The sequence below is a fragment of the Bacillus thuringiensis genome, assembly GCF_001595725.1.
GTDB classification, from domain to species: domain Bacteria; phylum Bacillota; class Bacilli; order Bacillales; family Bacillaceae_G; genus Bacillus_A; species Bacillus_A thuringiensis_K.
In genome coordinates, this window is record NZ_CP014282.1 from 2914158 (window position 1) to 2935103 (window position 20946).

The window sequence follows — 20946 nt, forward strand, 5'->3', positions numbered from 1 at the left end:
TCATTTTCGAATTTTCTAAACTCTTATTTTTCATCATTACAAGTGTATATACATATGTTACAATCACATTGCACACTAGAAAACATTATGGGGGTACGGATGGAAACGTTATTAATCCAGCAAACTGAGAAATCAAATAAGTTTTGGAAAATCGTTGTGAAAGAAAAGGACTATGTTGTGTTTTACGGAAAAATTGGCACAGCTGGCAGTGTGAAAGCGAAAGAGTTTGAAACAGAAGAAGAATGTATGAAAGAAGCTAATAAACTAGTTGCTTCCAAACGTAAAAAAGGATATACAGACCCGTTGCCTGGGGAAGATTACATAAAAGAAAAAACGATAACCGAAGAAGAATTTTGGGAACTACTTCATCATGCAAAAACGAAAGGTGAGGACCAAGAAGAACAAATAGAATGGCTTACTTCTCACCTTGCTAAACGTACAGTACATGAAATTGTAGCATTTGATACGCATATGCATCGTCTTTTGAAAGACTCCTATACCTCCCGTTTATGGGCAGCAGCCTATATTATTATGGGTGGCTGTTCAGATGATACTTTCGATTACTTCCGCGGATGGTTATTATATCAAGGAAAAGAGACATACGAAGCTTGTATTGAAGATCCAGAACGATTAATTCCTGTATTAGAAAACTTGAGTGAGTATGACGTCCCAGAGATTGAAGAACTTTCTTTATATTTCGGTTTCACTGTATATGCAGAAAAAACTGGTGACGAAGATGATACTTACTTTACACTTTACCATGTCTTATCTAATGAAGAATTCGACGATGTAGATTTTGAATTTGACTGGAATGAAGACGATGAAGAAGGTTTAAAAAAGATGTTTCCTAAGCTATGGGAGATGTATGGGGAAGAACCGATTGAGTAGTAGATTAATTATTCGTGAAAAAGCGCCTTGTTTCTTTAGTAACAAGGCACTTTTTTTGATACTATATTTAAATTATTATCTTCCCACTCTCCCACCACTCCATAAAAGTCTTTAAAGAAGGAGCAACCCACGTTCTACTATCATTTTCATGATTCCATACATATATATCATCTCTTTGCACTTTTCCATTCAAAATGGAATAGCCAAACAAATCACCATTTCCGCCATCAGCAAAAAATAATAAACAGCCAAAAGGCATATATAGATCCTTAAAATCAGCTATATTTCTCATATTCATATTTTCAGTTTTAATTTTTGAAGCAGACCATATAAAGTCCCCGTACTCACCTTCTATACCGTTTGTTTCTTGTAATAATTGATATAAATCATTCGGTAACTCCACATATAAACATTGTTGTATATCAGTAAGTTCCTCCTTCGTAGCCGAATTTTTTAAGCTTAAGTTTGATGAGATACTGTGAATGGTGTCTTTCCACATCACCTTTTCTCCTCCTTATGTGCAATCAAGTATATTCAAAGGACTCCGCTAAATTTATTGATACCATCTTTCTAACAATTCCTTCTCCCTCTCCCCTGAAATACCTGCTTTTAATTCCCATTCGTCTGTACTCTTCATCCACTCATACACGTCTGTAACTGTCTCTTCTATTTTTCTAAAAGTAAGTCCTTCTTTAACAGCATTCTCGATACTTATAGAAAACCCACCTTTCCACGGCTTCGTCTCACCTTCTAATGAAAAAGTTTCTGGAAGCCATAGTGGCATCTCTGTCCAAGGCTGTACTTTATGTCCATTCATAAACGATTCATCTACCCAAACGAATTCAGCATCACTATTCATAACCTTTTTACACGTATTTAATAGCTCTTCCATCGTCAAATCATAATTTGGACCTGTTACATTGAATGTACCTACATTTTTATTTTCTGCCATGTTTAGTCCCCAGTTTGCGACGTCTTTTATATCAACTATCTGCACTGGACGGTCTTTTCTTCCTGGAACTAACACTTTACCTCCTTTTGCTACACGCCCGATCCAATATGGAAGTCGATCTGTATAATCAAACATTCCTGAAAGAAGTCCTGCTCTTACGTGTACAACACGCCCTGGCCAATATTTCTCTGCTTCTTTTTCACATAATACTTTTAGTGCACCATAATGCTCATAATGAGATATTTCACCATTCTCTACAGCCTTTATTTGCTCTTCCGTTGGTTCAGGTTGTAATATATAGTCTTCTTTTATGTCATGCGGGATCCAATCCTTATATACGGAAAGGCTTGAGATGAATATATAATGTTTTATATTATCTTTTAAGACATCTCCAATATTCCGAATGTGATGCGGAGAAAACCCACATGTATCCACGACAACATCCCATTTTCGATTTTCTAAACTTGATACATCACCATTTCTGTCACCGATAAGTTGCTCCACTTCAGGAAAAATTTCTTTGTTTGTTCCGCGGTTAAAAAATGTAACTTCATGTCCTCTTTTTAATGCCTCTTCTACAAAAGCTCTTCCTAAAAATCGTGTACCGCCTAGAATTAATATTTTCATAGTTCTCCCCCATTCGTGATTAATAACCCTTCCTAATGTTTAACGATTTTTTATTGAGGAAAGTTACGGGGAGCATTTAAATTTTTCTACAAGTTCACCATTACTCTTTTAAAAGTATATACTCTTTAATTAATCTCCATCTATCCTTTGCTTCTGGCACAACTTCAGAAGCAATCGCCACCACCAGTTCCTTCTCTGGTACGCAGCAAATCATATTCCCACCATCGCCCATTGCACAGTATGAAAAAATTCTATCCTCTTCTCGTAACCACCATAAGTAACCATATTGATTTGGGTTCATTGTTGTCGATTCTTTTATCCATAATTTTGATAGTATTTGTTTTCCATTATGAATACCTTCATTCAAATACAGCTGTCCAAACTTAGCCATATCTTTAACTGTTAACGTTAGTCCCCAGCCGCCCGTCGAAATACCATTTGGATCATGAACCCATCCCTTTACATCTTTTCCGAATAAGTCATCAAATCCAAATGCTTTCATATTGTAGTTTGGAATTTCTCTCATGCCGAGTGGCTGAAATAAGTATTTATTCGCAAATTCACGGGCACTTTTTCCTGTTGCGCTCGTTATGATTGCTGATAGTAAATGAGCTCCTGCAGATGAGTATTTAAAAGATCCGATTTCTCCGCCTTTTCCTATCCTATTTAACGTATACTGTACCCAATCTTGTTGTGTACATAGTTCTTCTAACGGTTCCTGCCAGTCTACGAAAGGGTGTGGAACTGTCATCGTAAGAAGATGCCCTACTGTTATTTCAGATGAATGAACGTTGTATTTCGGGAAAAATTCTATTACTTTTTGATCAACACTTTTTATATAGCCCTTATCTATACATATCCCAATTAACGCAGAGATTATCGTTTTTGCAACTGACGCTATGTGAAATCCATCATCTGTACCGTGACCGTTATAATATTTTTCAAAAATAACATTACCTTTCTGCATTACTAACATACCGTTTATATTTTTATAGTCTTCTTTTATAATGGAATCTAACTTTTCAACGGTTTTCATCCTTCTTTCCCCCTCAATCTATCATTAAAAAGGTTCGATAGGTACATATATATCAACTATATGTTTATTTTCCGGGTGCTGCCTTGGGTCATTTTTATACATTTCAAAAGGATATGAATCTCTCGGTTTATATCCGCTATTGGGAAGCCACTCACCGTATAAGAAATCCCATGCTCCTTTATATTCATCTTGGAATATTTCAAAATGACCTACCGCATACTTTCCAGAAGGTATTACCATTATTCCATTGTCGTTCGTTTCTACTGCGGACTCATTCGGAATTGTTATGCATAAACTAGTTCTTAAATGATTGTCCTCAGTAAATTCATGATGATCGTGGTAAATGGTTAATACTTTCGTATCCTCAAATACATGATAATTTTGTTCAACTGCGTAATGAAATAATTTCTCTATCATTTTTGAAAAAGCTATAGTTAACTCTTCATATGTACCGATATGCCTTATGTATGCGACGTTTATATCATCTACTGTTACAATTTCAACATTCCCTCGAACCTTCTTACATTCATTGTATTGAGAAGTTCTTCTTACGTCTTTGCAATTCTTGCTATTGTCATTTCGATATTGAGACGGACTTACACCGTAACACTTTTTAAATGTACGAGAGAAAACTGCTGAATCGGTGAAACCAAAATGGTAAGCGATATCCGTAATCGTCATATCCGGGCGATATGTAAGAAGGTTTGTTGCCCTTTCTAACTTCAAGCGATTCACATACCGAGATAACGACTCGTCTACGATTCCTTTAAAAATCCGATGAAAATGAAACTTTGAAAATCCTGCTACATCTGCTAACTCTTCAATTGAAAGTGCATCATTTATGTTTGATTCTATATAATCTTGAACCTTATGTATGCGTCTTAAATACTCATTTCTACTTTGTTTACTCTCCATATTTCTAGCTCCTCACAACAAAAAGGCTAACTTTGCGCTAGCCTACTTTTACACATGTTTCAAAAATAAAACTCTACTCCCGCCATTCCCATCATAATTTGTATGTACCGATACACCCTCTACCTCATCATCCCCAGCCTCAATTCGAAAACCGATTTCTTGATGAAACTGTATCGACTTTTTATTAGTTGGTGACGTAATTGCTTTTACAACTTTACGATTATTTGCACGAGCGACATCAAAGAAATAAGAATACAATGTCGATGCGATTCCTCTTCTTCTATACTTCGGATTTACACCGATAAAATGAACGTATGCTTCATCTTTATATGTTTGTGAAAAAAATCCACATAAGAAACCTAACGTTTCTCCTTCTTCTTCAATGATAAAACTCGTTTCTTGAAAGTGAACGAAAAACAATTTTGGCAACATGGCAGCCATGTCTCTCCCGCCCCACCAATCATTTAAAACAGAATGAATCTTTACATAATCTTCCCCTTGGATGTTTCTTACTCGCATATGTTTCTCCCTCTCACTCACTTCATTTTTTCATAAATTTTAATGACTGTTTCTACTAATAGGATGAATACCCATATCCCGCAAAATACAAGAACTGACTGAAATATAGAACCTAGCATAACAATACTTATTAAACCTAATTCTGATCCTGAAATGGACATTTCATCAAACCCCAGGTTATGTATAAATGGACCAGTTGAAAAAGCCATTAAAATAGATCCTATTAAATAAATCACACTCATTATTTTTAATATTTTTATAGAAAGATACGAAGTTTGTTCTTGCTCCACTTGTGATAATTCGATTTCTCCGTTCTCAATTCCTTTTTGTAAACAGTCTTCACATAGAAATTATTCCTTAATTTTTTTACCACCGTGCATCGTACCTGTTCTTTCTTTACATCTTGAGCATTTTCGATTTATCATGTTGTTACCACTCCAATCTATTAAGATTATACTTATACAATTCTATTTTTACCTTAATATCCCTTTTATGTATTTTATAGAGAAAGGTCGTGTTTTATGATTTCAAAACTCACGTTTGGCTCGAAAAAACGTACCGTTCATTATGTATTAAGACCTAGTTGTTATGCGATTATTTTCCATTCATCTTCTTCAAAGATTGCTGTTATCCAAAAAGGAGACCGTTACTTTTTACCTGGTGGCGGTATGGAAGGTAATGAAACAAAAGAAGAATGTTTGCACCGTGAACTACTAGAGGAATTAGGATGGGCAATTAAAATTGATCAGTATGTCGGTAATGCGGCTCGATATTTTTATGCAGAAAAGGAAGATATATATTATTTAAACGATGGATTTTTTTATATTGCGAATATGGTGCAGAAACAAACTGAAAACTGTGAGGAGGATCATGTTCTAAGGTGGATGTCTCCATTGCATGCTATAAAGCTTCTCATACACGATCATCAAAAATGGGCCGTTGAACACGCGCTTTTATTACGAAATAAAAAATGATCTCCTTCTATATGAAAGAGATCATTTTTACTGTTAACTTACTTTTTTCAAATTGAGAGCAGGCTTTTTCATTCCGCCTTTTTTTACAACATATAAACCGATAAAGATAATAAGCCCGCCAACGAGTTGCATCATATTAACTTGCTCCCCAATTGTCACTGCCGCAAAGATAACTGCGAATAAAGGTACAAGATACATATAAACCATTACTTTTGTTGAGCCTATTTGACTAATACCGACATACCATATTGCTAGTCCGAAGATGGTCGCGAAGATGATTGAATATGCTAGTGATCCCCAGCTTGGCGTATCTACTGGCCATGTTAATGAATTTACGTTGAATAAACAGTATATAACTAGCGGTACAATTCCAATTAAAGTAGACCATGATGTGACTCTCATTGCGGAGTATTTTGTGATAAGAGGTTGCGCTAATATTGGATACCATCCCCACGCAATTGCTGCGACTAATCCAATTACATTTCCGAGCCACGCATACTCATAAGTAGCTCCTCCTGTATGTCCTGTTAATAAAACGAATGCTGCACCAATAAACGCTACTATTGAACCAATTTGTACTTTCATCGAAAAACGTTCTTGTTTGTGTAATACTGCTAATATCCCTGTAAAAATAGGTGACATCGCAATTAATAATGAGGCGTTCGTTGCTGAAGTATATTTCACAGATAGCATAAACATCGTTTGATACATTGCCGTACCAACGATGCCGACTGCTACTAATCGTAACCAATCTTTTCTTTCAATACGTAATGAACGTTCCATCATAAACGTAATAAGTAATAATACCGGAGATGCTACTAAAAATCGTAAACTATTAAATTGAATGGATGACATAAATGCCACGCCATACTTTCCAATTGTATAATTTGCTCCCCATACTAATGCAACTAATACTAGGAGCCATTCCATTTGCCATCGTTTCATCCGAATCTCCCCTTCCATATTTAGCATAGTAAAATTGGCTGGATATAACACCGTCCAATTGGCTGTTTTTTTACCCAGCCAATTTGTTATACTGAATATATATAAGAGATTCGGAGGCGTTTGTATGGAATGGAAGCTAGATAACGACAGTAAAATCCCCATTTATCAGCAAGTTGTTGACTTTATTGAAAAACGTATTACATATGGAGAACTTCCTCCAGGTAGCTTCCTCCCTTCCGAACGGAAATTAGCTACACAGTTAAATGTAAACCGAAGTACAGTAACGACTGCTTATAATGAACTACGTGCAATGGGAATTGTAGAAAGTACGACTGGTAAAGGTACACGTGTAAGTACACATATGTGGGGCGTTTCTCCAACATTAACGCCGAACTGGAGAAATTTCGTAGAAGGTGGTACGTTTTTACCAAACTTACCGTTACTTCGCCATATTCGGGCAGAAGTACAACAAAATGAAAATATTATAGATTTCGCGAACGGAGAACTCGGTTGTAATCTTTATCCTCACGATCAACTACAAACGATTTTACGAGAACAACCGTTAACGCATTCATTAAGTTATGATCATCCGCAAGGCTATCTCCCGTTAAGACAAGCGGTCGTAAAATATATGAAAGAATATTTAAAAGTTGAGGCGACTGAACAATCCATTATGATTACATCCGGCGCCCAGCAAGCACTTCACCTTATCGTACAATGCTTATTAAATCCCGGTGATGCAGTCGCTTTTGAAAGTCCTTCACACTGTTATTCCTTACCGTTATTCCAATCAGCAGGTATTCGTATTTTCCCGTTACCTGTCGATGAACATGGTATTAATCCGGATGATGTACAGGAATTATATAGAAAGCACCGCATTAAAATGATTTTTTTAAATCCAAATTTCCAAAACCCTACGGGCACAATGCTTCATCCAAACCGTAGAAAAAAACTGTTATCACTTTGCGCAGATTTACGAATTGCGATCGTTGAAGATGATCCATCTAGTTTGCTGACACTAGAAAAGAAACAACCTTGTCCTACTTTAAAATCAATAGATGAAAATGGGACAGTCATTTATGTACATTCCTTATCTAAAATGATTGCACCAGGTTTACGAGTCGGCTGGCTTGTCGCCCCGCAGTCTGTAGTAGAAAGGTTATCCGACGCAAGACACCAAATGGAATTAGGTATGAGTATTTTCCCGCAGTGGCTTATGCAGCAATTTTTCGAAACTGTGCCATTTCACTCTCATATCGTACCGTTACGAAAACAATTAGCGGAAAAAAGAGACGTTATCGTTCGCGCCTTAAATGAGCAACTTCACGACAAAATCTCTTTTTCAAACCCGACCGGCGGTATATACATATGGGGAAAATTAAACGAACCGATAAACGAAAAACAACTCATTATGCAAAGTTTAAAACAAGAAATCGCCTTTATGCCGGGTAGTATTTTCGGCGCGAAAGATGGTTATATTCGTTTATCTTATGGAAAAGTGAATATTAATCAAATTGAGGAAGGGATTTCTCGTTTACGTGAGGCTATTTTGCTTTGTGAAAAATAATGTGAGATAAAGCCTTCTCGTTTGACAAAAGAAAAATCTACCATTATTATCAACACGAACCTAGTTACCCCGCATTAACGGGCAATAAAACTCCCAGCTCAAAATTTAGCTGTAACAAAGAAGTTAGGTGGGAGATTAACTGCCCGTAAATGCCCGATTGGTTCAACTAATAATCAGTGAAGGGTGAATCCCCCCACTGATTAAAGTTTCACTTTATAGGAGTGGTAAAAATGAAAATTTACGTTGATGCAGATGCTTGCCCTGTAAAAGATGTAATTATTTATGAGGCTACGAATGCAGTAATCCCTGTAACCCTCGTTACTAGCTTTTCTCATTATTCTAATGCAGAGCAGCCAAAAGGTGTCGAAACAATTTATGTTGATTCTGGAGCAGATGCTGCAGATTACCGAATTATGCAGTTAGCAAAAAAAGAAGATTTAATCGTAACGCAAGATTACGGTCTTGCTTCGCTCGCTTTAGCAAAAGGCTGTATCGTAATACACCATAAAGGCTATAAGTATACGAATGATAACATTGAACAATTGTTACAAACACGATATTTAAGTGCAATGGTTCGAAAAAGTGGTAAGCGTACAAAGGGACCGAAACCATTTACAGCAGAAGATAAAGAGAAATTTAGAGCGCTCTTTAAAAGTATGATCGCCCATTAAAGATGAACCTTCTTTTCGAAAGGAAAACTTCGCAAAACAAAGAAGAGAATATCCAAATGAACATTCTCTTCTTGAGGTTTACCCGTTTAAAATGAAGGTAAATTATCTAAGTTATTTTCCTTTATTCCATCAGGTTCACTACGTATAATATCTCTGCCATACTTATGAAATACATCCACATGAGCTAACTTCCCTGATTTTGCTTCACTAAGAGCAGTCATATAATCTAACTCTCTCCCGCTACTTGTTTTAAACGCTATTAAATCACCATCATCATTTTTACGAACAGCAACAATTTGTTCTACTCCTGAATTGACTTCATTGTCTACTTCAAATTGAGCTTGCTCTTCTCCTTGATGTAAGTAATCATTATAAACTTTTTCAAAGTCTTTATTGTCCATAACATTCACCTCCAGCACATTTTTTAGTATGGCTGGGAGGTAGTGGTTTTATGTACTTTTCTCTTAGAAAAACGTATTTTAATACCTACACAAACCCTTCAAAGTCTCCAATATATCATCTGTAAAAGCTGTACTACCCTCTGTCTCTAAAGCTCTGAAATATAAACTTCTTAAGAAAGCTCTAATATTTTGTACTAAAATATCATACTGAGGATGCGGGATGTCTTCAACAATTGCTATACTATGTAACCAATTGCTCCACTCTTCCTCAGTTAAAAGATTTTGGTTACGTAACGACATAATTGGCGCTACTAATCTCTCATCTTCAAAGTGAATGTATACGTAGTCATGTAAGCGAACCTTCTGACGAACAGCAGCTAATATAGCATATGAAAACTCACGATTTTGGATTGTACGTGCTAAAGCATCAAGCGCATCTGCTGCATGTGCAGTAGAGTGTGCCCAGCCTTTTCCTTCTACGTAGCCTCTTACATCTTCTTCTAAATACACATATTCCAGCACTTGTTCTGCTACACTGTACAGTTGTTCTTCGGATAACAACGGTTCTCTTTCATGAACAGATAAAATAAGTGGTGGAATTAATACGGAGAATGCACGTTTAAATACAGAGTCTGTTCCCTTTTCACCAATTTTATAAAATAAATAATCAGGACTAATTGCTTGTAACATTAATCCTCTTAACTCTTTTTGTCTAAATACATCATTTGTAATCCATGTGTGAAGCGTACTATAAATTAAATCATCACGTAATTCAGCATCAGTTGATCCGATATAATCTAGCATCCATTGCGCATATGGATATGCATCTACGTCTTCTGGTACAGCATAATTGTTATTTTTAATTTGTAGTAGTTCTTCTTTTAGTTCTAGTACTTCATTCATTATATTTCTTGTCCCCTTTTTGCGTTTTTTATTGTCTTATCCCCTTTTATTTGCTTCATAAAATTAATTTAATTATAACAATAAATAAAAGGCTATACATATATTTCTGATTATGTATTACGCTCTTTCATGAAATATAACTTCTGGATTTCCTAAATCATTATTCTTAAATATAACATTCGTACACTCTTTTGGATTATGCTCATCTATATACATCTTACAGGCCGCATGATATCTGTTCAAAAACATCTTCTCTGATTCTTCATAACTTCCAAAAGCTTCAGTTTCCCGCTTAGCACCACGTTTTCTCGCAATCTCAAAATTTGTATCTACAAAGATTTTGTAATCAAATAAATGCGCAATGTCTTTTTTCAATAGAAACGTTCCATCTACTATTAATATCATATTTTGCGTGGCCAATAGCGGCTCATTATGTACAGGCATATCCGTTATTAAGTTATGAGAAATCGTTTCATACTGTAAATTCCCGTTAGGTCCTAAAGGCATTAATAATCTTTCTTTGAAAGCTGTATAATCGTGTGCATCTTCATAATACCCTCTTGCAGATTCTTTTCCTTTTGCATAGCGAATCACTCTTGGATTATGAAAATCATCAATGCTGGCGCGTGTTACTGGTAATCCTCGTTTTTTTATTTCTTCCGCTAGTTCGTTTGCAAATGTTGTTTTTCCTGATGCTGTAATACCACTTACTCCAACTCTTGTTGGATAGGTTAAGTTTAGCTTTAAAATATAATCTGCAATTTTTTTGATTTGTTGTTTTCGGTTCATGATATCTCCCTTTACATTTAGTTTACATAATATTATTACAAGTAATAATACATGTCGCTATTTGTCGGTAAGTCGATATTCTTTGTCGAATCGTTGATATATCGAAAAAATCGTTGATATATTATGATTGGCTTACTTTCCCTTAAACCCTCGATATAAAGCAGTCCGTAATTCTTGTTTGTATTCTTCAATTTCTGGCATTTCGAGTTCTTCTGCTAGTCTGATAGCTAATTCAATATCATACGGTACTCGTACAAGTTGAATAGAAAAGCTCGCTGCTTCTTTTTCATTGTAAGTTCCTTCAAATATTAAATAGGAAGCTTGTGTTATTTCAAGTGGGTTTCCTACGCTACCGGCATTACATAACGTTTTCCCTCTGAAATTTTGAACGAATGCTTGGTGAACGTCACCGTAACAAACGACATCTGGTTTTCTTTCCCCTTCTATATTTTCCGTCAGATCACTATTTTCGAACATACTAATACGTTCTTCTCTTGAAGCGTGTGGTTGAATTCTTTCATATAAACTTCTCGGTGAAGCGTGGAACATACGAATCAATTTGCCACTCATAAAAAATTCGATTGAAAATGGTAAGCTTCTTAAATAATCATTTTGTTCTTCCGATAATTGTTTTTGATGCCATTTTAACGCTTCAAATTCAGTCGGTTTTGTAATAAAATCATCCCAGTTACCCATTACAACTACTTCACATTCTTTACGAATGATTTCAATTACTTCGCTAGAATGAGGGCCTTTTCCGACTAAATCTCCAAGACAAATAATGCGTTCAATTCCTCTTAATTTAATATCTTTCAGTACAGAATCTAATGCCGGAATATTGCCGTGAATATCTGAAATTACTGCTATTTTATCCATATGAATCCCTCCATTACTTATAGTTTATTATATCCTCATGTTGTGATTGATACCATTTTGGAATATAGGATGAAAAATGATTATGATCTTCTAAAATTCTGTTCAATCTTTCTTTCATATCATCTACTAAATGGGGCATGCTTCGGTTTGTCCATACGATATCCGCTGGGAATGTCATTGCTGCATATAAGGAGTACAGTTTCCAAAAATGAAGTGACGGTTCTCCCCCGCAATAACCATGAACTTGTCCAACTGCAAATGGTTTACTTATTCTTGTAGTAAAAATCGCTATGTTATAGAAATCGTGTATTGGATCGCCAAAATCATATCCACCAAAATCGATAACGATAAACTCCTTATTATGAATCATACTATTTGCTGGATGGAAATCATCGTGTGAAAAGGTGATTGGACGATTTTTCAATAAATACTTATGATTTTCTACAAAGGTTAATATGGGCTTCAAATCGAGAAATTTCACCTCGTAACCTTCTAATGCTTCTATATATCTTTCATACTTATTCCATCGAACCGTTTCCCATTTATTACTTACACTTTCTTTTTCAATTGAATGAATCCTCTTTAATACTTCCCCTGCTTTTCTTCCTGCATAATACTGTTCTTCCACCGATAGCTTCCCTAAACCTTCTTCACCATTTACACCTTGGACCCATTCAAATACTTGAACACATTTATTTAATTCCTCAAGTTTTATGAAATGAATTAACTTCGGCGTTGGAATATGTAATAACTCTAATTGTTTCATATACGTATATTCTTCTTGTTTACGTTCAAAATGAACAGCATCACATACTTTTACAAAATATGTTACTGTGTTTTCTAACTCTATTTTATATTTCTCTTCATGTGAAAAACCTTTCGAAATAGCTGTACACTTTACAATACGAGGCCATTCTAGTTCTCTCTCTATCTCTCTAAGCATTTCTTCCACAACGTTCACCTCTATCAATATATGTACAAACTACCTAACACTTCATGCTCTCGTTTATTTTCACCTTTAAACTCCACTGCAAATGGATATTCGCCATGATTTTTTTTGTATTCTTGCACTAGACCTTCTCCAACCGGTTCACAAAACTGCACATGAATGTCACCAAACGATACACTTTGACACTCCGCATTCCATTCTTCATTTTTCACGACCGAGCTTGCAGTTAACTCCATTACTTCTTTCCATTTCTGCACCGTTTCTCGAACATTTTTCACCGCATAATGAACCGTTTCAATTTGTTGTACCTTGTTTTTATGTTCCGTGATTGTTCCAATGTTACGTAAATCTTTTCTTCTTTCTTCATCGGTTTCATTCCATTGTATAAAGAAAGGTAATTTCGGCCCGTTCTCTTCTTGCTTTACAAATAACATTTTCCATTCTAAAAGGCGACCATCTTTTCTCATACGTTTCCCTTCAAATGGTCCTTTTGTTTGTAAACCGTATTTACTAAACTTATCTGCTAATTCTTCAATGGCATCTGTTCGAATTGCGATTTGTAGCATCCCTTCGCCATCTTGTAATTTCACTACCGTTTCTTGTACTAACGGATTTTCTGCTTCTTTCGCTTTTTCTTCATGTTGAACTGCTAAAAATTCTATATATGATAAATCAAAATAACTTAAACTATTCCAAGTACCCCAATTCGTATGCTCTCCGCCTAATACAGTATGAAATCCAAGTTCCTGCATTTGTTTTGCTGCTTCCTCCGGTGTACCATGTACTGCGTGTACGAGATGATCAAATCGTAACATGTCTTTCTCCCCTTTCTTTCCATCCTTTTATTGTATATTTTATTTTTCTTTCATTCAATTCAAAAAACTTTAAAACCTAGTTGATTTATAAGATTAATATGTATTATAATGAAACAAATTTAATTATTGCTGATTGGAAAAACCAAAGGCACTTTTCTCATACGGGAAAAGTGCCTTTTTCATTTATTATTACAGGGGGATTTTTTATGCAGAAATTAATTGTCTTTGCTATTATTGGATTTTTCGCTCAATTAATCGATGGAGCGCTTGGAATGGCGTACGGGGTAACGTCTTCCTCTTTATTATTAATGTTTGGTATTGCACCAGCTGTCGCTTCCGCATCTGTTCATTTAGCTGAAGTCGTTACAACCGCGGCTTCTGGTGCATCTCATATCAAATTTGGAAATGTTGATAAATATACAGTTTCCAGGCTTACATTGCCAGGAGCAATTGGCGCATTTGTTGGGGCATGTTTTTTAAGCAATTTACCTGGTGATGTCATTAAACCGTACATTTCTGTATTTTTATTTACTTTAGGGGTTTATATTTTATTACGATTCATCATTCAAAAACAAATTGTTGCTTCAAAAAAACGTATGTCTGCAAAACAACTTGTGCCGCTTGGCTTATTCGCTGGATTCGTTGATTCAACTGGTGGTGGTGGCTGGGGTCCGATTACGACACCTGTACTTTTAGCAAGAGGAAATGAAGCGAGAAAAGTTATCGGATCTGTAGATACGAGTGAGTTTCCTGTTTCACTCGCTGCAACAATTGGCTTCTTCATCTCACTTGGCTGGGAACAAGTAAGCTGGGTTTGGGTATTTGCGTTAATGCTTGGCGGTATTGTCGCTGCACCAATTGCTGCATGGTTAGTTCGCATCGTTCCAGCACATTTACTTGGCGTATTAGTTGGCGGTCTTATTATCTTCACAAATATTCGTACACTGCTTACTACATTTAAAGTGGATCCAACTATTATTTCACTTTCTTACGTTGCAGTTGGTCTTGTCGTTATTATTTCTATTTTCATTGCTGTTCGAAATCATTCCAATCGGCCTAACGCATCAACGGCTGAGTATCCGAATGATCAGAAGCAAATGCTACCATAACTATAAAAATACCGCCCAATTTAGAGCGGTATTTTTTATTTTTCTATTTTCCAATTAATCATCGTTTCTGTAGCATTTACTCTCTTCATATGTAACTTTTCTAAAACACGCATCGAACTATAATTATCTAGGAGTGTCTCTGCAATTATTGTTTCTACCTCTCCTGTTTTGAAAGCCCAATCGATTAGTTCTCTTACAGCTTCTGTTGCATAGCCCTGATTCCAATATTTCTCAATAAATCCATAACCGATTTCTACTGTTTGATTCTCATTTGGTTTCCCCTTAAACCCAATATCACCTAAAACGATATCATCTTCTTTCCGAAGAACATACCACGCCCCCCATGATAATAAATCCGCATCTTGTTTTATATTCCCTACATGCCCCACAATATGCGGACCGCTATTATATCCTTGCTCGTTAGCGACTTGAATCCTCTCTTCTGTACACGGCACTATATAGAGCCTTTCTGTTTCTAATTTCATTTTGATTTCCCCTTTTTGCTTAAACGTTACTCTAATTATAACAAATAATATGACCTTATCATGAATGTCGAATTATATTTTTCTGAATTTTCTTTTAATTTAAAGGATTTTTCAATATTTTTTGCGAAACATTTGTATAACAATTTTTTCTTTGCTTATTGCTACATAATAGTTGGTTCGGGTGGAGTTTTGCAAGCGTTTCCTATACAATAACCGATATTTTTTGATTTTTTCCTACAAAATATCTTGCAATATATTCAGAAAGTCATTACAATTGCCATATATTAAAAATCTTAGCAATATATAAATCCTCATCAATCCGATGAGGTAGAGGTTGCGACTTTTAATAGTAAAACGGACGAGACACAGAGAATGTCAGCTGACTCCGTTTGAAAGGAAAAGTTGCCGAAGTTTATATTTCTTCTCTGGAAATATGAGCTGGGGCTGTCTCCGAAAGGAACAGAACTGTCACGTTTACAAAATTACCGTGTAAACGTGGGGTGCTATCTTAACGGAAGGGTATGATGGGGTGGTTATTTGTGAAACGTTCCGCCAAATTCCTTTGGCGGTTTTTTGTATTTTTCTCCCCCGCTCCTTCCTAACCTACAAGAAAAGGAGTGTTGAACATGAATAGCGCAACAAATCAATCTACCTCTAAAACGCAAACTACACAAGGAAAAGGTGAATTAAGACGCGGTCTAAAATCAAGGCACCTTACGATGATTTCTCTCGGTGGTACAATTGGTACCGGACTATTTCTTGCCAGCGGTGGTGTCATCCATACAGCTGGACCTGGTGGCGCATTAATTGCATACGCCGCAATTGGAATTATGGTTTATTTTTTAATGACAAGCTTAGCTGAACTTGCAGCTTACATGCCTGTTACTGGATCTTTTAGCACGTATGCAACAAAATTTGTTGATCCATCACTTGGCTTTGCACTTGGATGGAACTATTGGTATAACTGGGCAATTACAATTGCGGCAGAACTAGCGGCCGTAACATTAATTATGAAATTTTGGTTCCCGGATACCCCTTCTCTTATTTGGAGCGGATTATGTTTAGCTATTATTTTCCTTTTAAACTACTTATCTGTTAAAGGGTTTGGTGAATCTGAATATTGGTTCGCACTTATTAAAGTAGTTACTATTATTATCTTTTTAATTGTTGGTTTCATGATGATTTTCGGAATTATGGGCGGCGAAACGGTTGGATTCAAAAACTTCACTGTTGCAGATGCACCATTTAACGGCGGTATCATGGCAATTATCGGTGTATTTATGGCAGCTGGTTTCTCTTTCCAAGGAACTGAATTATTAGGAGTAGCTGCTGGTGAAACATCTGATCCAGAACGTAATATTCCGAAAGCAATTCGTTCGATCTTTTGGCGTATTCTTTTATTCTATATCCTTGCGATTCTCGTTATCGGTTTATTAATTCCTTATACAACTGAAAGCCTTGCAGCAAGTGATGTAACAGTAAGTCCATTTACACTTATTTTTGAAAAAGCGGGCGTTGCCTTTGCTGCTTCTGTTATGAACGCTGTTATTTTAACTGCTGTACTATCTGCTGGTAACTCTGGTATGTATGCATCAACTCGTATGCTTTGGGATTTAGCTCGCCAAGGAAAAGCACCAAAATTCTTAGGCAAATTAGATAGCCGCGGTGTACCTGTTAACGCGTTAATCGTAACGTCAATTGTTGGTAGTATTGCTTTCATTGCTTCTTTATTCGGTGACGGTGTTGTATACATTTGGTTATTAAACGCATCTGGAATGTCTGGCTTTATCGCATGGGTTGGAATCGCAATTAGTCATTACCGTTTCCGTAAAGCATATATCGCACAAGGAAAAGATTTAAATGACTTACCATATAGAGCAAAATGGTTCCCATTTGGTCCAATCTTCGCATTTACACTTTGTATCATCGTAATTTTAGGACAAAACTACGGGGCATTTATGGGTGAATCAATCGATTGGAATGGCGTACTCGTTTCTTACATCGGTTTACCACTCTTCTTAGTACTATGGTTAGGATATAAATTTACGAAAAAAACAAAAGTGATTCCACTTGATAAATGTGAACTAAAATAAAGTGAAACGAGCAAACAAATTTGTTTGCTCGTTTTTTGTTGCAAACCTCTTTGCTTCCCTATTGCTCCTGTTTTTGCAATAATAAAGGAAATATAAATAAAGGTTGGGATACTATGAACATTCGTATTACTGATGAAGCAAAAGCAGCTATACATAGATTAGAACGTGAAGACAAAAAGATCATTCGCATTAGAGGGACAATGACAAACTCTTGTAGTATTTTCGTTGATGTCGATTTAATTTGGGATACATATAACGCAGATGATGTTGTATATGAAGATGCAGAGCTTATCGTACAAATGGATTCATTCACGAAAGACTACACTGGTGATACAGTGAAGCTTGATTATAAGACGACTGGTTTTAGTATTACGACTCCGAGTGAGACGTTAGTTTATGGATTGTCGATTAAAAAATAAAAATTGTTTTCATTTGACCACCGAGGTGAAAAAATGGATAATTATGTTCCGTTAAAATTTTTATTTAGCGAAGAATTAGCAGAAAAAATAGCTGATTCTATTTGTAAATACGATCCGAATTTCTCTAAAAAAAACTTTGTAACCTCTGTAACATGTAAAGTTGAAGGTTTAGAGTTAAAACAACGTATTGAAGTAATAGCAGATGAATTACAAAATGCTTTACAAAAAGATTTTAATGCAGCAATACATATATTACTGAAAACATTAGGACCAGAAAATACAACAGAAGTAGGCATGTTTACAAATGGATATATGTACATGCCTCTTGCAAAATACGTTGAAAAATATGGACTTAACAACTTTGAAACCTCATTCAACGCCATGTATGAAATAACGAAAAGAAATACTGCTGAATATGCCATTCGGCCTTTTCTTGAAACATACCATGAAGACACACTAAATATATTACAACAGTGGATTCATGACGAAAACAGCCACATTAGAAGATTAGTTTCTGAAGGTACAAGACCAAGGCTTCCTTGGGCTAAAAAAATAGGAGCTCTGAAAGGTGACTTTAAGTACAATTTACAGCTTCTTGAACCATTAATGAATGATACTTCTAAATATGTCCAAAAATCAGTAGCCAATCATATTAACGATATTACGAAAGAAGATAAAGAACTCGTTTTTCAATGGTTACAGCAATTACGTGATAAACAGCATCCTATTAATCCTTGGATTATAAAACATGGGTTAAGAACAGTTATTAAAAATGGTACTTTACCAAAAGATTTTTGTTTTTGAGTATATTAAACAAAAACGCTATCCTTTCCTATGATTCTAGAAAAAGAATAGCGTTTTTTTACTCGTCCAGTATTTAGTAGGTATAACTTTTTATATTTCAAAAGACTTTTCTCTCTAAAAATATTTTTCATACAAATTTTCACATTCTAAAAAATCTATAAATTTCTTATAATGTGTCACTGTTCTTTCTAAAGCAATCATTAAAACAAAAATAAAATAAATTGCTTGGATTCCATTCATATAATTAAAGAGTGATTCAAATATATATACAATACTTGCAATCATAGAACAAAACCATAAATAAAACTTCATTTTCAACTTTTTAATTTTTTGCTTAGTTGTCTTACAATACTGACCATGAACTCTTATAAACAAATAAATTGCTGTATGTAAAATAATAATTGAAAATTGAAAACTTCGATTATCCTCCGAACTAAATTCAGAAAAATCTATTTCTAATGAATGTAATACTATCCAAATAGAAAATAAAGATAGCAGAAATACATATAAAAAACCAATTAATAATTCAAAAATAAAGAGCCAAGGTTTATTTATGATTGAGTAAAATGGATTTAGATATTTTATGGTTAATAAAAATTTTCTCACTAAATCAGTAATAATAATTGATGTATTAGTTATATTCATATAGAAAAGTAATGTTATTGGAACTAATAACATTATAGTGATGCCCCAAACAGTAATCTTAATGCCTGATAAAAAGAAAACAGCTCCATAAATTATAACTGAAAAAATAAAAGTTGATATTGGAACAAACATTAAAAATGTAAAAGTTCTTATTAAGATTAAATCCCCTAAAAAATCTTTTATTATGGAAACGTGTATTTTTTCCTCCTTGTATTTTTTCACAGTATCAACTATTTCTTTCTCAGATAAAAGAAAACACTTCAATCTATTAAACATAAAAAAACCCCTTTATATTAAAAAGATTAAAATATATACCAAACTGTTATTAAAATTTCATAAAAATAATTGTAAATTTTGTATAAGCATTTTTTTCACTTTCAACTGTAATTAAGGCGTGATGTGCCTCTATAATAGCTTTGACAAGTGCCAATCCAATTCCGGTCGATCCGTGTTTTTTAGAACTACTTGATTTATAGAATCGTTCAAAAATATGAGGTAATTCTTCAGCTGAAATTCCCTCTCCAAAGTCTTGGATTACTAGTTCTGTATAGATTGGAGAATTTTTGGCCTGAATCATTATTTTACCACCGGGTTTAGAATGTTCGATTGCATTCTTCAACAGGTTTAACAAAGCTTCCTGCATCCATAATTTGTCGTGAATAACGACTATTTCTCTTGGTGCATTCCAATCAATCAAAATATTTTTATCACTTATCATGCTTTGCAAGCGATTTAGTACTTCCTCAGTCGTATCTACTAAATTCCCTGGCTCTTTATCAAACGAAATCGCTTTTGCATCAATTTTTGCTACTTTTAACAAATTCTGAATTAAGACATTCATTCTAGAAATCTGAATATCATTATTTTGTAGTAATTGAGCTTGTTGCTCTCGGGATAGTTTCTCATTTAACAACATTTCATTATAGATAGAAATAGTTGAAAGCGGCGTTTTTAACTGATGAGATATATCCTGCAACATTTCTCCTAAAAACCGTTTCTCTTCAAGCAAATCATGCATATTTTTTCTAATGATATCCCTCATTGAACGAAATGAAATCGCCAGTTTCGCGAAATCCCCCTCTTTATTTTCATTGATGACAACCGAGTAATCTCCCTCGATTATCTTTTTTGCAGCTCTAGTAAGCTGGCTAATCTTATTGAAAATAATTTTTTGTTGCATGTAGTTTGCAACAAAAAGTAAAAATCCAAAAGCAATCAATCCCCACATCATAAATTGATTGTGATTAATAATTAGATTATTTAAGTGAGGAAAAAATTTTGAATCCAAGTCTTCATATAATCCATATTGCTTTAGGATCTCTGTCCCTTTTTCCTGATATTTACTTGAGTGAGACGAATGACTTGATAAGACTTTCATAATTTCCGCTTCATTTTCTGGATCCTGCTCTACCAACCTAGCTGTAATTTCCCCCCATGTTGCAATAGAGTCTCTTTTCAAATGATCATAAAATAATTGTTGAATAATAAATTGGTAAATCACAAATATAGATAAAAGGACGGCTAGTATCGTCATATAGCTTTTTAACTCGGTATTTTTCATTAT

24 protein-coding genes and 1 riboswitch are annotated in these 20946 nt (G+C 34.9%); of the genes, 8 read left to right on the forward strand and 16 right to left on the reverse strand.

What is annotated here, in order from left to right:
• The first annotated feature begins 99 nt into the window (after window positions 1-99).
• A complete protein-coding gene (locus tag AXW78_RS14690) occupies window positions 100-888 on the forward strand; it encodes a DUF4240 domain-containing protein (protein WP_061884321.1) in 789 nt (262 codons plus the stop codon).
• A 67-nt stretch (window positions 889-955) separates the two neighbouring features.
• Here AXW78_RS14690 and AXW78_RS14695 read toward each other — a convergent pair whose 3' ends face one another.
• The 6 genes from AXW78_RS14695 to AXW78_RS14720 form a co-directional block, all read right to left on the reverse strand.
• Window positions 956-1387 carry an SMI1/KNR4 family protein gene (locus AXW78_RS14695; RefSeq protein ID WP_033703563.1) on the reverse strand — a complete coding sequence of 144 codons (432 nt, stop codon included), beginning with the start codon at window positions 1385-1387 and terminating at the stop codon, window positions 956-958.
• Between the two features lie 54 nt (window positions 1388-1441).
• Window positions 1442-2467: an SDR family oxidoreductase gene (locus AXW78_RS14700; RefSeq protein ID WP_061884322.1), complete on the reverse strand. Its 1026-nt coding sequence runs from the start codon at window positions 2465-2467 to the stop codon at window positions 1442-1444.
• 100 nt (window positions 2468-2567) lie between these two features.
• The gene (locus tag AXW78_RS14705) at window positions 2568-3503 is read right to left on the reverse strand and encodes a serine hydrolase domain-containing protein (RefSeq protein WP_061884323.1); all 936 of its coding nucleotides are present in this window, start codon (window positions 3501-3503) and stop codon (window positions 2568-2570) included.
• 24 nt (window positions 3504-3527) lie between these two features.
• Window positions 3528-4418: an AraC family transcriptional regulator gene (locus AXW78_RS14710; protein ID WP_061884324.1), complete on the reverse strand. Its 891-nt coding sequence runs from the start codon at window positions 4416-4418 to the stop codon at window positions 3528-3530.
• Window positions 4419-4466: 48 nt separating this feature from the next.
• Window positions 4467-4937 carry a GNAT family N-acetyltransferase gene (locus AXW78_RS14715; RefSeq protein WP_044584591.1) on the reverse strand — a complete coding sequence of 157 codons (471 nt, stop codon included), beginning with the start codon at window positions 4935-4937 and terminating at the stop codon, window positions 4467-4469.
• A gap of 17 nt (window positions 4938-4954) precedes the next feature.
• On the reverse strand, window positions 4955-5257 hold the full coding sequence (locus AXW78_RS14720; RefSeq protein ID WP_080545888.1) for a DUF3980 domain-containing protein: 303 nt from the start codon (window positions 5255-5257) through the stop codon (window positions 4955-4957).
• A 201-nt stretch (window positions 5258-5458) separates the two neighbouring features.
• On the opposite strand from AXW78_RS14720, the gene AXW78_RS14725 reads away from it, so the two are divergent.
• Entirely contained in the window at window positions 5459-5911 is a 453-nt protein-coding gene (locus tag AXW78_RS14725) for an NUDIX hydrolase (protein ID WP_000624002.1), read from the forward strand.
• Window positions 5912-5944: 33 nt separating this feature from the next.
• Here the strand turns inward: AXW78_RS14725 and AXW78_RS14730 are convergent, their stop codons facing one another.
• Window positions 5945-6856 carry a DMT family transporter gene (locus tag AXW78_RS14730; RefSeq protein ID WP_061884325.1) on the reverse strand — a complete coding sequence of 304 codons (912 nt, stop codon included), beginning with the start codon at window positions 6854-6856 and terminating at the stop codon, window positions 5945-5947.
• A 124-nt stretch (window positions 6857-6980) separates the two neighbouring features.
• Between AXW78_RS14730 and AXW78_RS14735 the strand changes: the two genes are divergently transcribed.
• Together AXW78_RS14735 and AXW78_RS14740 are read left to right on the forward strand one after the other, a co-directional pair.
• Window positions 6981-8423 (forward strand): MocR-like pyridoxine biosynthesis transcription factor PdxR, encoded by a 1443-nt coding sequence (locus AXW78_RS14735; RefSeq protein ID WP_061884326.1) that lies wholly within the window; start codon window positions 6981-6983, stop codon window positions 8421-8423.
• A gap of 230 nt (window positions 8424-8653) precedes the next feature.
• Complete coding sequence (locus AXW78_RS14740; RefSeq protein WP_061884327.1) at window positions 8654-9094, forward strand: YaiI/YqxD family protein; 441 nt, start codon at window positions 8654-8656, stop codon at window positions 9092-9094.
• Window positions 9095-9180: 86 nt separating this feature from the next.
• On the opposite strand, the gene AXW78_RS14745 is transcribed toward AXW78_RS14740, so the two are convergent.
• The 6 genes from AXW78_RS14745 to AXW78_RS14770 all read right to left on the reverse strand — a co-directional run bounded on the left by AXW78_RS14745 (window position 9181) and on the right by AXW78_RS14770 (window position 13827).
• Window positions 9181-9495 carry a DUF3892 domain-containing protein gene (locus AXW78_RS14745; RefSeq protein WP_061884328.1) on the reverse strand — a complete coding sequence of 105 codons (315 nt, stop codon included), beginning with the start codon at window positions 9493-9495 and terminating at the stop codon, window positions 9181-9183.
• A gap of 78 nt (window positions 9496-9573) precedes the next feature.
• Complete coding sequence (locus tag AXW78_RS14750) at window positions 9574-10398, reverse strand: DUF2785 domain-containing protein (RefSeq protein WP_061884329.1); 825 nt, start codon at window positions 10396-10398, stop codon at window positions 9574-9576.
• A gap of 117 nt (window positions 10399-10515) precedes the next feature.
• The gene (locus AXW78_RS14755; RefSeq protein WP_061884330.1) at window positions 10516-11187 is read right to left on the reverse strand and encodes a nucleoside/nucleotide kinase family protein; all 672 of its coding nucleotides are present in this window, start codon (window positions 11185-11187) and stop codon (window positions 10516-10518) included.
• Between the two features lie 132 nt (window positions 11188-11319).
• Entirely contained in the window at window positions 11320-12063 is a 744-nt protein-coding gene (locus tag AXW78_RS14760) for a metallophosphoesterase family protein (RefSeq protein WP_061884331.1), read from the reverse strand.
• A gap of 13 nt (window positions 12064-12076) precedes the next feature.
• Window positions 12077-13015, reverse strand: a complete 939-nt coding sequence (locus tag AXW78_RS14765; RefSeq protein ID WP_061884332.1) for an aminoglycoside phosphotransferase family protein — start codon at window positions 13013-13015, stop codon at window positions 12077-12079.
• Window positions 13016-13029: 14 nt separating this feature from the next.
• Entirely contained in the window at window positions 13030-13827 is a 798-nt protein-coding gene (locus AXW78_RS14770) for a VOC family protein (RefSeq protein WP_000943347.1), read from the reverse strand.
• Window positions 13828-13925: 98 nt separating this feature from the next.
• On the opposite strand from AXW78_RS14770, the gene AXW78_RS14775 reads away from it, so the two are divergent.
• Entirely contained in the window at window positions 13926-14936 is a 1011-nt protein-coding gene (locus AXW78_RS14775; RefSeq protein ID WP_002181419.1) for a sulfite exporter TauE/SafE family protein, read from the forward strand.
• A gap of 35 nt (window positions 14937-14971) precedes the next feature.
• Here the strand turns inward: AXW78_RS14775 and AXW78_RS14780 are convergent, their stop codons facing one another.
• Complete coding sequence (locus AXW78_RS14780) at window positions 14972-15421, reverse strand: GNAT family N-acetyltransferase (protein ID WP_000764603.1); 450 nt, start codon at window positions 15419-15421, stop codon at window positions 14972-14974.
• A 320-nt stretch (window positions 15422-15741) separates the two neighbouring features.
• Window positions 15742-15935: riboswitch (Lysine riboswitch) on the forward strand.
• A gap of 112 nt (window positions 15936-16047) precedes the next feature.
• On the opposite strand from AXW78_RS14780, the gene AXW78_RS14785 reads away from it, so the two are divergent.
• The 3 genes from AXW78_RS14785 to AXW78_RS14795 all read left to right on the forward strand — a co-directional run bounded on the left by AXW78_RS14785 (window position 16048) and on the right by AXW78_RS14795 (window position 18737).
• On the forward strand, window positions 16048-17514 hold the full coding sequence (locus tag AXW78_RS14785) for an amino acid permease (protein ID WP_001083381.1): 1467 nt from the start codon (window positions 16048-16050) through the stop codon (window positions 17512-17514).
• A 113-nt stretch (window positions 17515-17627) separates the two neighbouring features.
• Window positions 17628-17933: an iron-sulfur cluster biosynthesis family protein gene (locus AXW78_RS14790; protein WP_046946025.1), complete on the forward strand. Its 306-nt coding sequence runs from the start codon at window positions 17628-17630 to the stop codon at window positions 17931-17933.
• A gap of 33 nt (window positions 17934-17966) precedes the next feature.
• Entirely contained in the window at window positions 17967-18737 is a 771-nt protein-coding gene (locus AXW78_RS14795) for a DNA alkylation repair protein (RefSeq protein WP_046946026.1), read from the forward strand.
• Between the two features lie 114 nt (window positions 18738-18851).
• Here the strand turns inward: AXW78_RS14795 and AXW78_RS14800 are convergent, their stop codons facing one another.
• Both AXW78_RS14800 and AXW78_RS14805 read right to left on the reverse strand, forming a co-directional pair.
• Window positions 18852-19658, reverse strand: coding sequence for a hypothetical protein (locus AXW78_RS14800; RefSeq protein WP_000483292.1), 807 nt, complete (start codon window positions 19656-19658; stop codon window positions 18852-18854).
• Between the two features lie 49 nt (window positions 19659-19707).
• Entirely contained in the window at window positions 19708-20943 is a 1236-nt protein-coding gene (locus tag AXW78_RS14805) for a HAMP domain-containing sensor histidine kinase (protein ID WP_061884333.1), read from the reverse strand.
• Window positions 20944-20946 lie beyond the last annotated feature (3 nt).

Bases quoted from the DNA above. Each gene is read 5' to 3' on its own strand.
- AXW78_RS14690 (WP_061884321.1), top strand. From the start codon at position 100: ATGGAAACGTTATTAATCCAGCAAACTGAGAAATCAAATAAGTTTTGG.
- AXW78_RS14695 (WP_033703563.1), bottom strand. From the start codon at position 1,387: ATGTGGAAAGACACCATTCACAGTATCTCATCAAACTTAAGCTTAAAA.
- AXW78_RS14700 (WP_061884322.1), bottom strand. From the start codon at position 2,467: ATGAAAATATTAATTCTAGGCGGTACACGATTTTTAGGAAGAGCTTTT.
- AXW78_RS14705 (WP_061884323.1), bottom strand. From the start codon at position 3,503: ATGAAAACCGTTGAAAAGTTAGATTCCATTATAAAAGAAGACTATAAA.
- AXW78_RS14710 (WP_061884324.1), bottom strand. From the start codon at position 4,418: ATGGAGAGTAAACAAAGTAGAAATGAGTATTTAAGACGCATACATAAG.
- AXW78_RS14715 (WP_044584591.1), bottom strand. From the start codon at position 4,937: ATGCGAGTAAGAAACATCCAAGGGGAAGATTATGTAAAGATTCATTCT.
- AXW78_RS14725 (WP_000624002.1), top strand. From the start codon at position 5,459: ATGATTTCAAAACTCACGTTTGGCTCGAAAAAACGTACCGTTCATTAT.
- AXW78_RS14730 (WP_061884325.1), bottom strand. From the start codon at position 6,856: ATGAAACGATGGCAAATGGAATGGCTCCTAGTATTAGTTGCATTAGTA.
- AXW78_RS14735 (WP_061884326.1), top strand. From the start codon at position 6,981: ATGGAATGGAAGCTAGATAACGACAGTAAAATCCCCATTTATCAGCAA.
- AXW78_RS14740 (WP_061884327.1), top strand. From the start codon at position 8,654: ATGAAAATTTACGTTGATGCAGATGCTTGCCCTGTAAAAGATGTAATT.
- AXW78_RS14745 (WP_061884328.1), bottom strand. From the start codon at position 9,495: ATGGACAATAAAGACTTTGAAAAAGTTTATAATGATTACTTACATCAA.
- AXW78_RS14750 (WP_061884329.1), bottom strand. From the start codon at position 10,398: ATGAATGAAGTACTAGAACTAAAAGAAGAACTACTACAAATTAAAAAT.
- AXW78_RS14755 (WP_061884330.1), bottom strand. From the start codon at position 11,187: ATGAACCGAAAACAACAAATCAAAAAAATTGCAGATTATATTTTAAAG.
- AXW78_RS14760 (WP_061884331.1), bottom strand. From the start codon at position 12,063: ATGGATAAAATAGCAGTAATTTCAGATATTCACGGCAATATTCCGGCA.
- AXW78_RS14770 (WP_000943347.1), bottom strand. From the start codon at position 13,827: ATGTTACGATTTGATCATCTCGTACACGCAGTACATGGTACACCGGAG.
- AXW78_RS14775 (WP_002181419.1), top strand. From the start codon at position 13,926: ATGTATTATAATGAAACAAATTTAATTATTGCTGATTGGAAAAACCAA.
- AXW78_RS14780 (WP_000764603.1), bottom strand. From the start codon at position 15,421: ATGAAATTAGAAACAGAAAGGCTCTATATAGTGCCGTGTACAGAAGAG.
- AXW78_RS14785 (WP_001083381.1), top strand. From the start codon at position 16,048: ATGAATAGCGCAACAAATCAATCTACCTCTAAAACGCAAACTACACAA.
- AXW78_RS14790 (WP_046946025.1), top strand. From the start codon at position 17,628: ATGAACATTCGTATTACTGATGAAGCAAAAGCAGCTATACATAGATTA.
- AXW78_RS14795 (WP_046946026.1), top strand. From the start codon at position 17,967: ATGGATAATTATGTTCCGTTAAAATTTTTATTTAGCGAAGAATTAGCA.
- AXW78_RS14800 (WP_000483292.1), bottom strand. From the start codon at position 19,658: ATGTTTAATAGATTGAAGTGTTTTCTTTTATCTGAGAAAGAAATAGTT.
- AXW78_RS14805 (WP_061884333.1), bottom strand. From the start codon at position 20,943: ATGAAAAATACCGAGTTAAAAAGCTATATGACGATACTAGCCGTCCTT.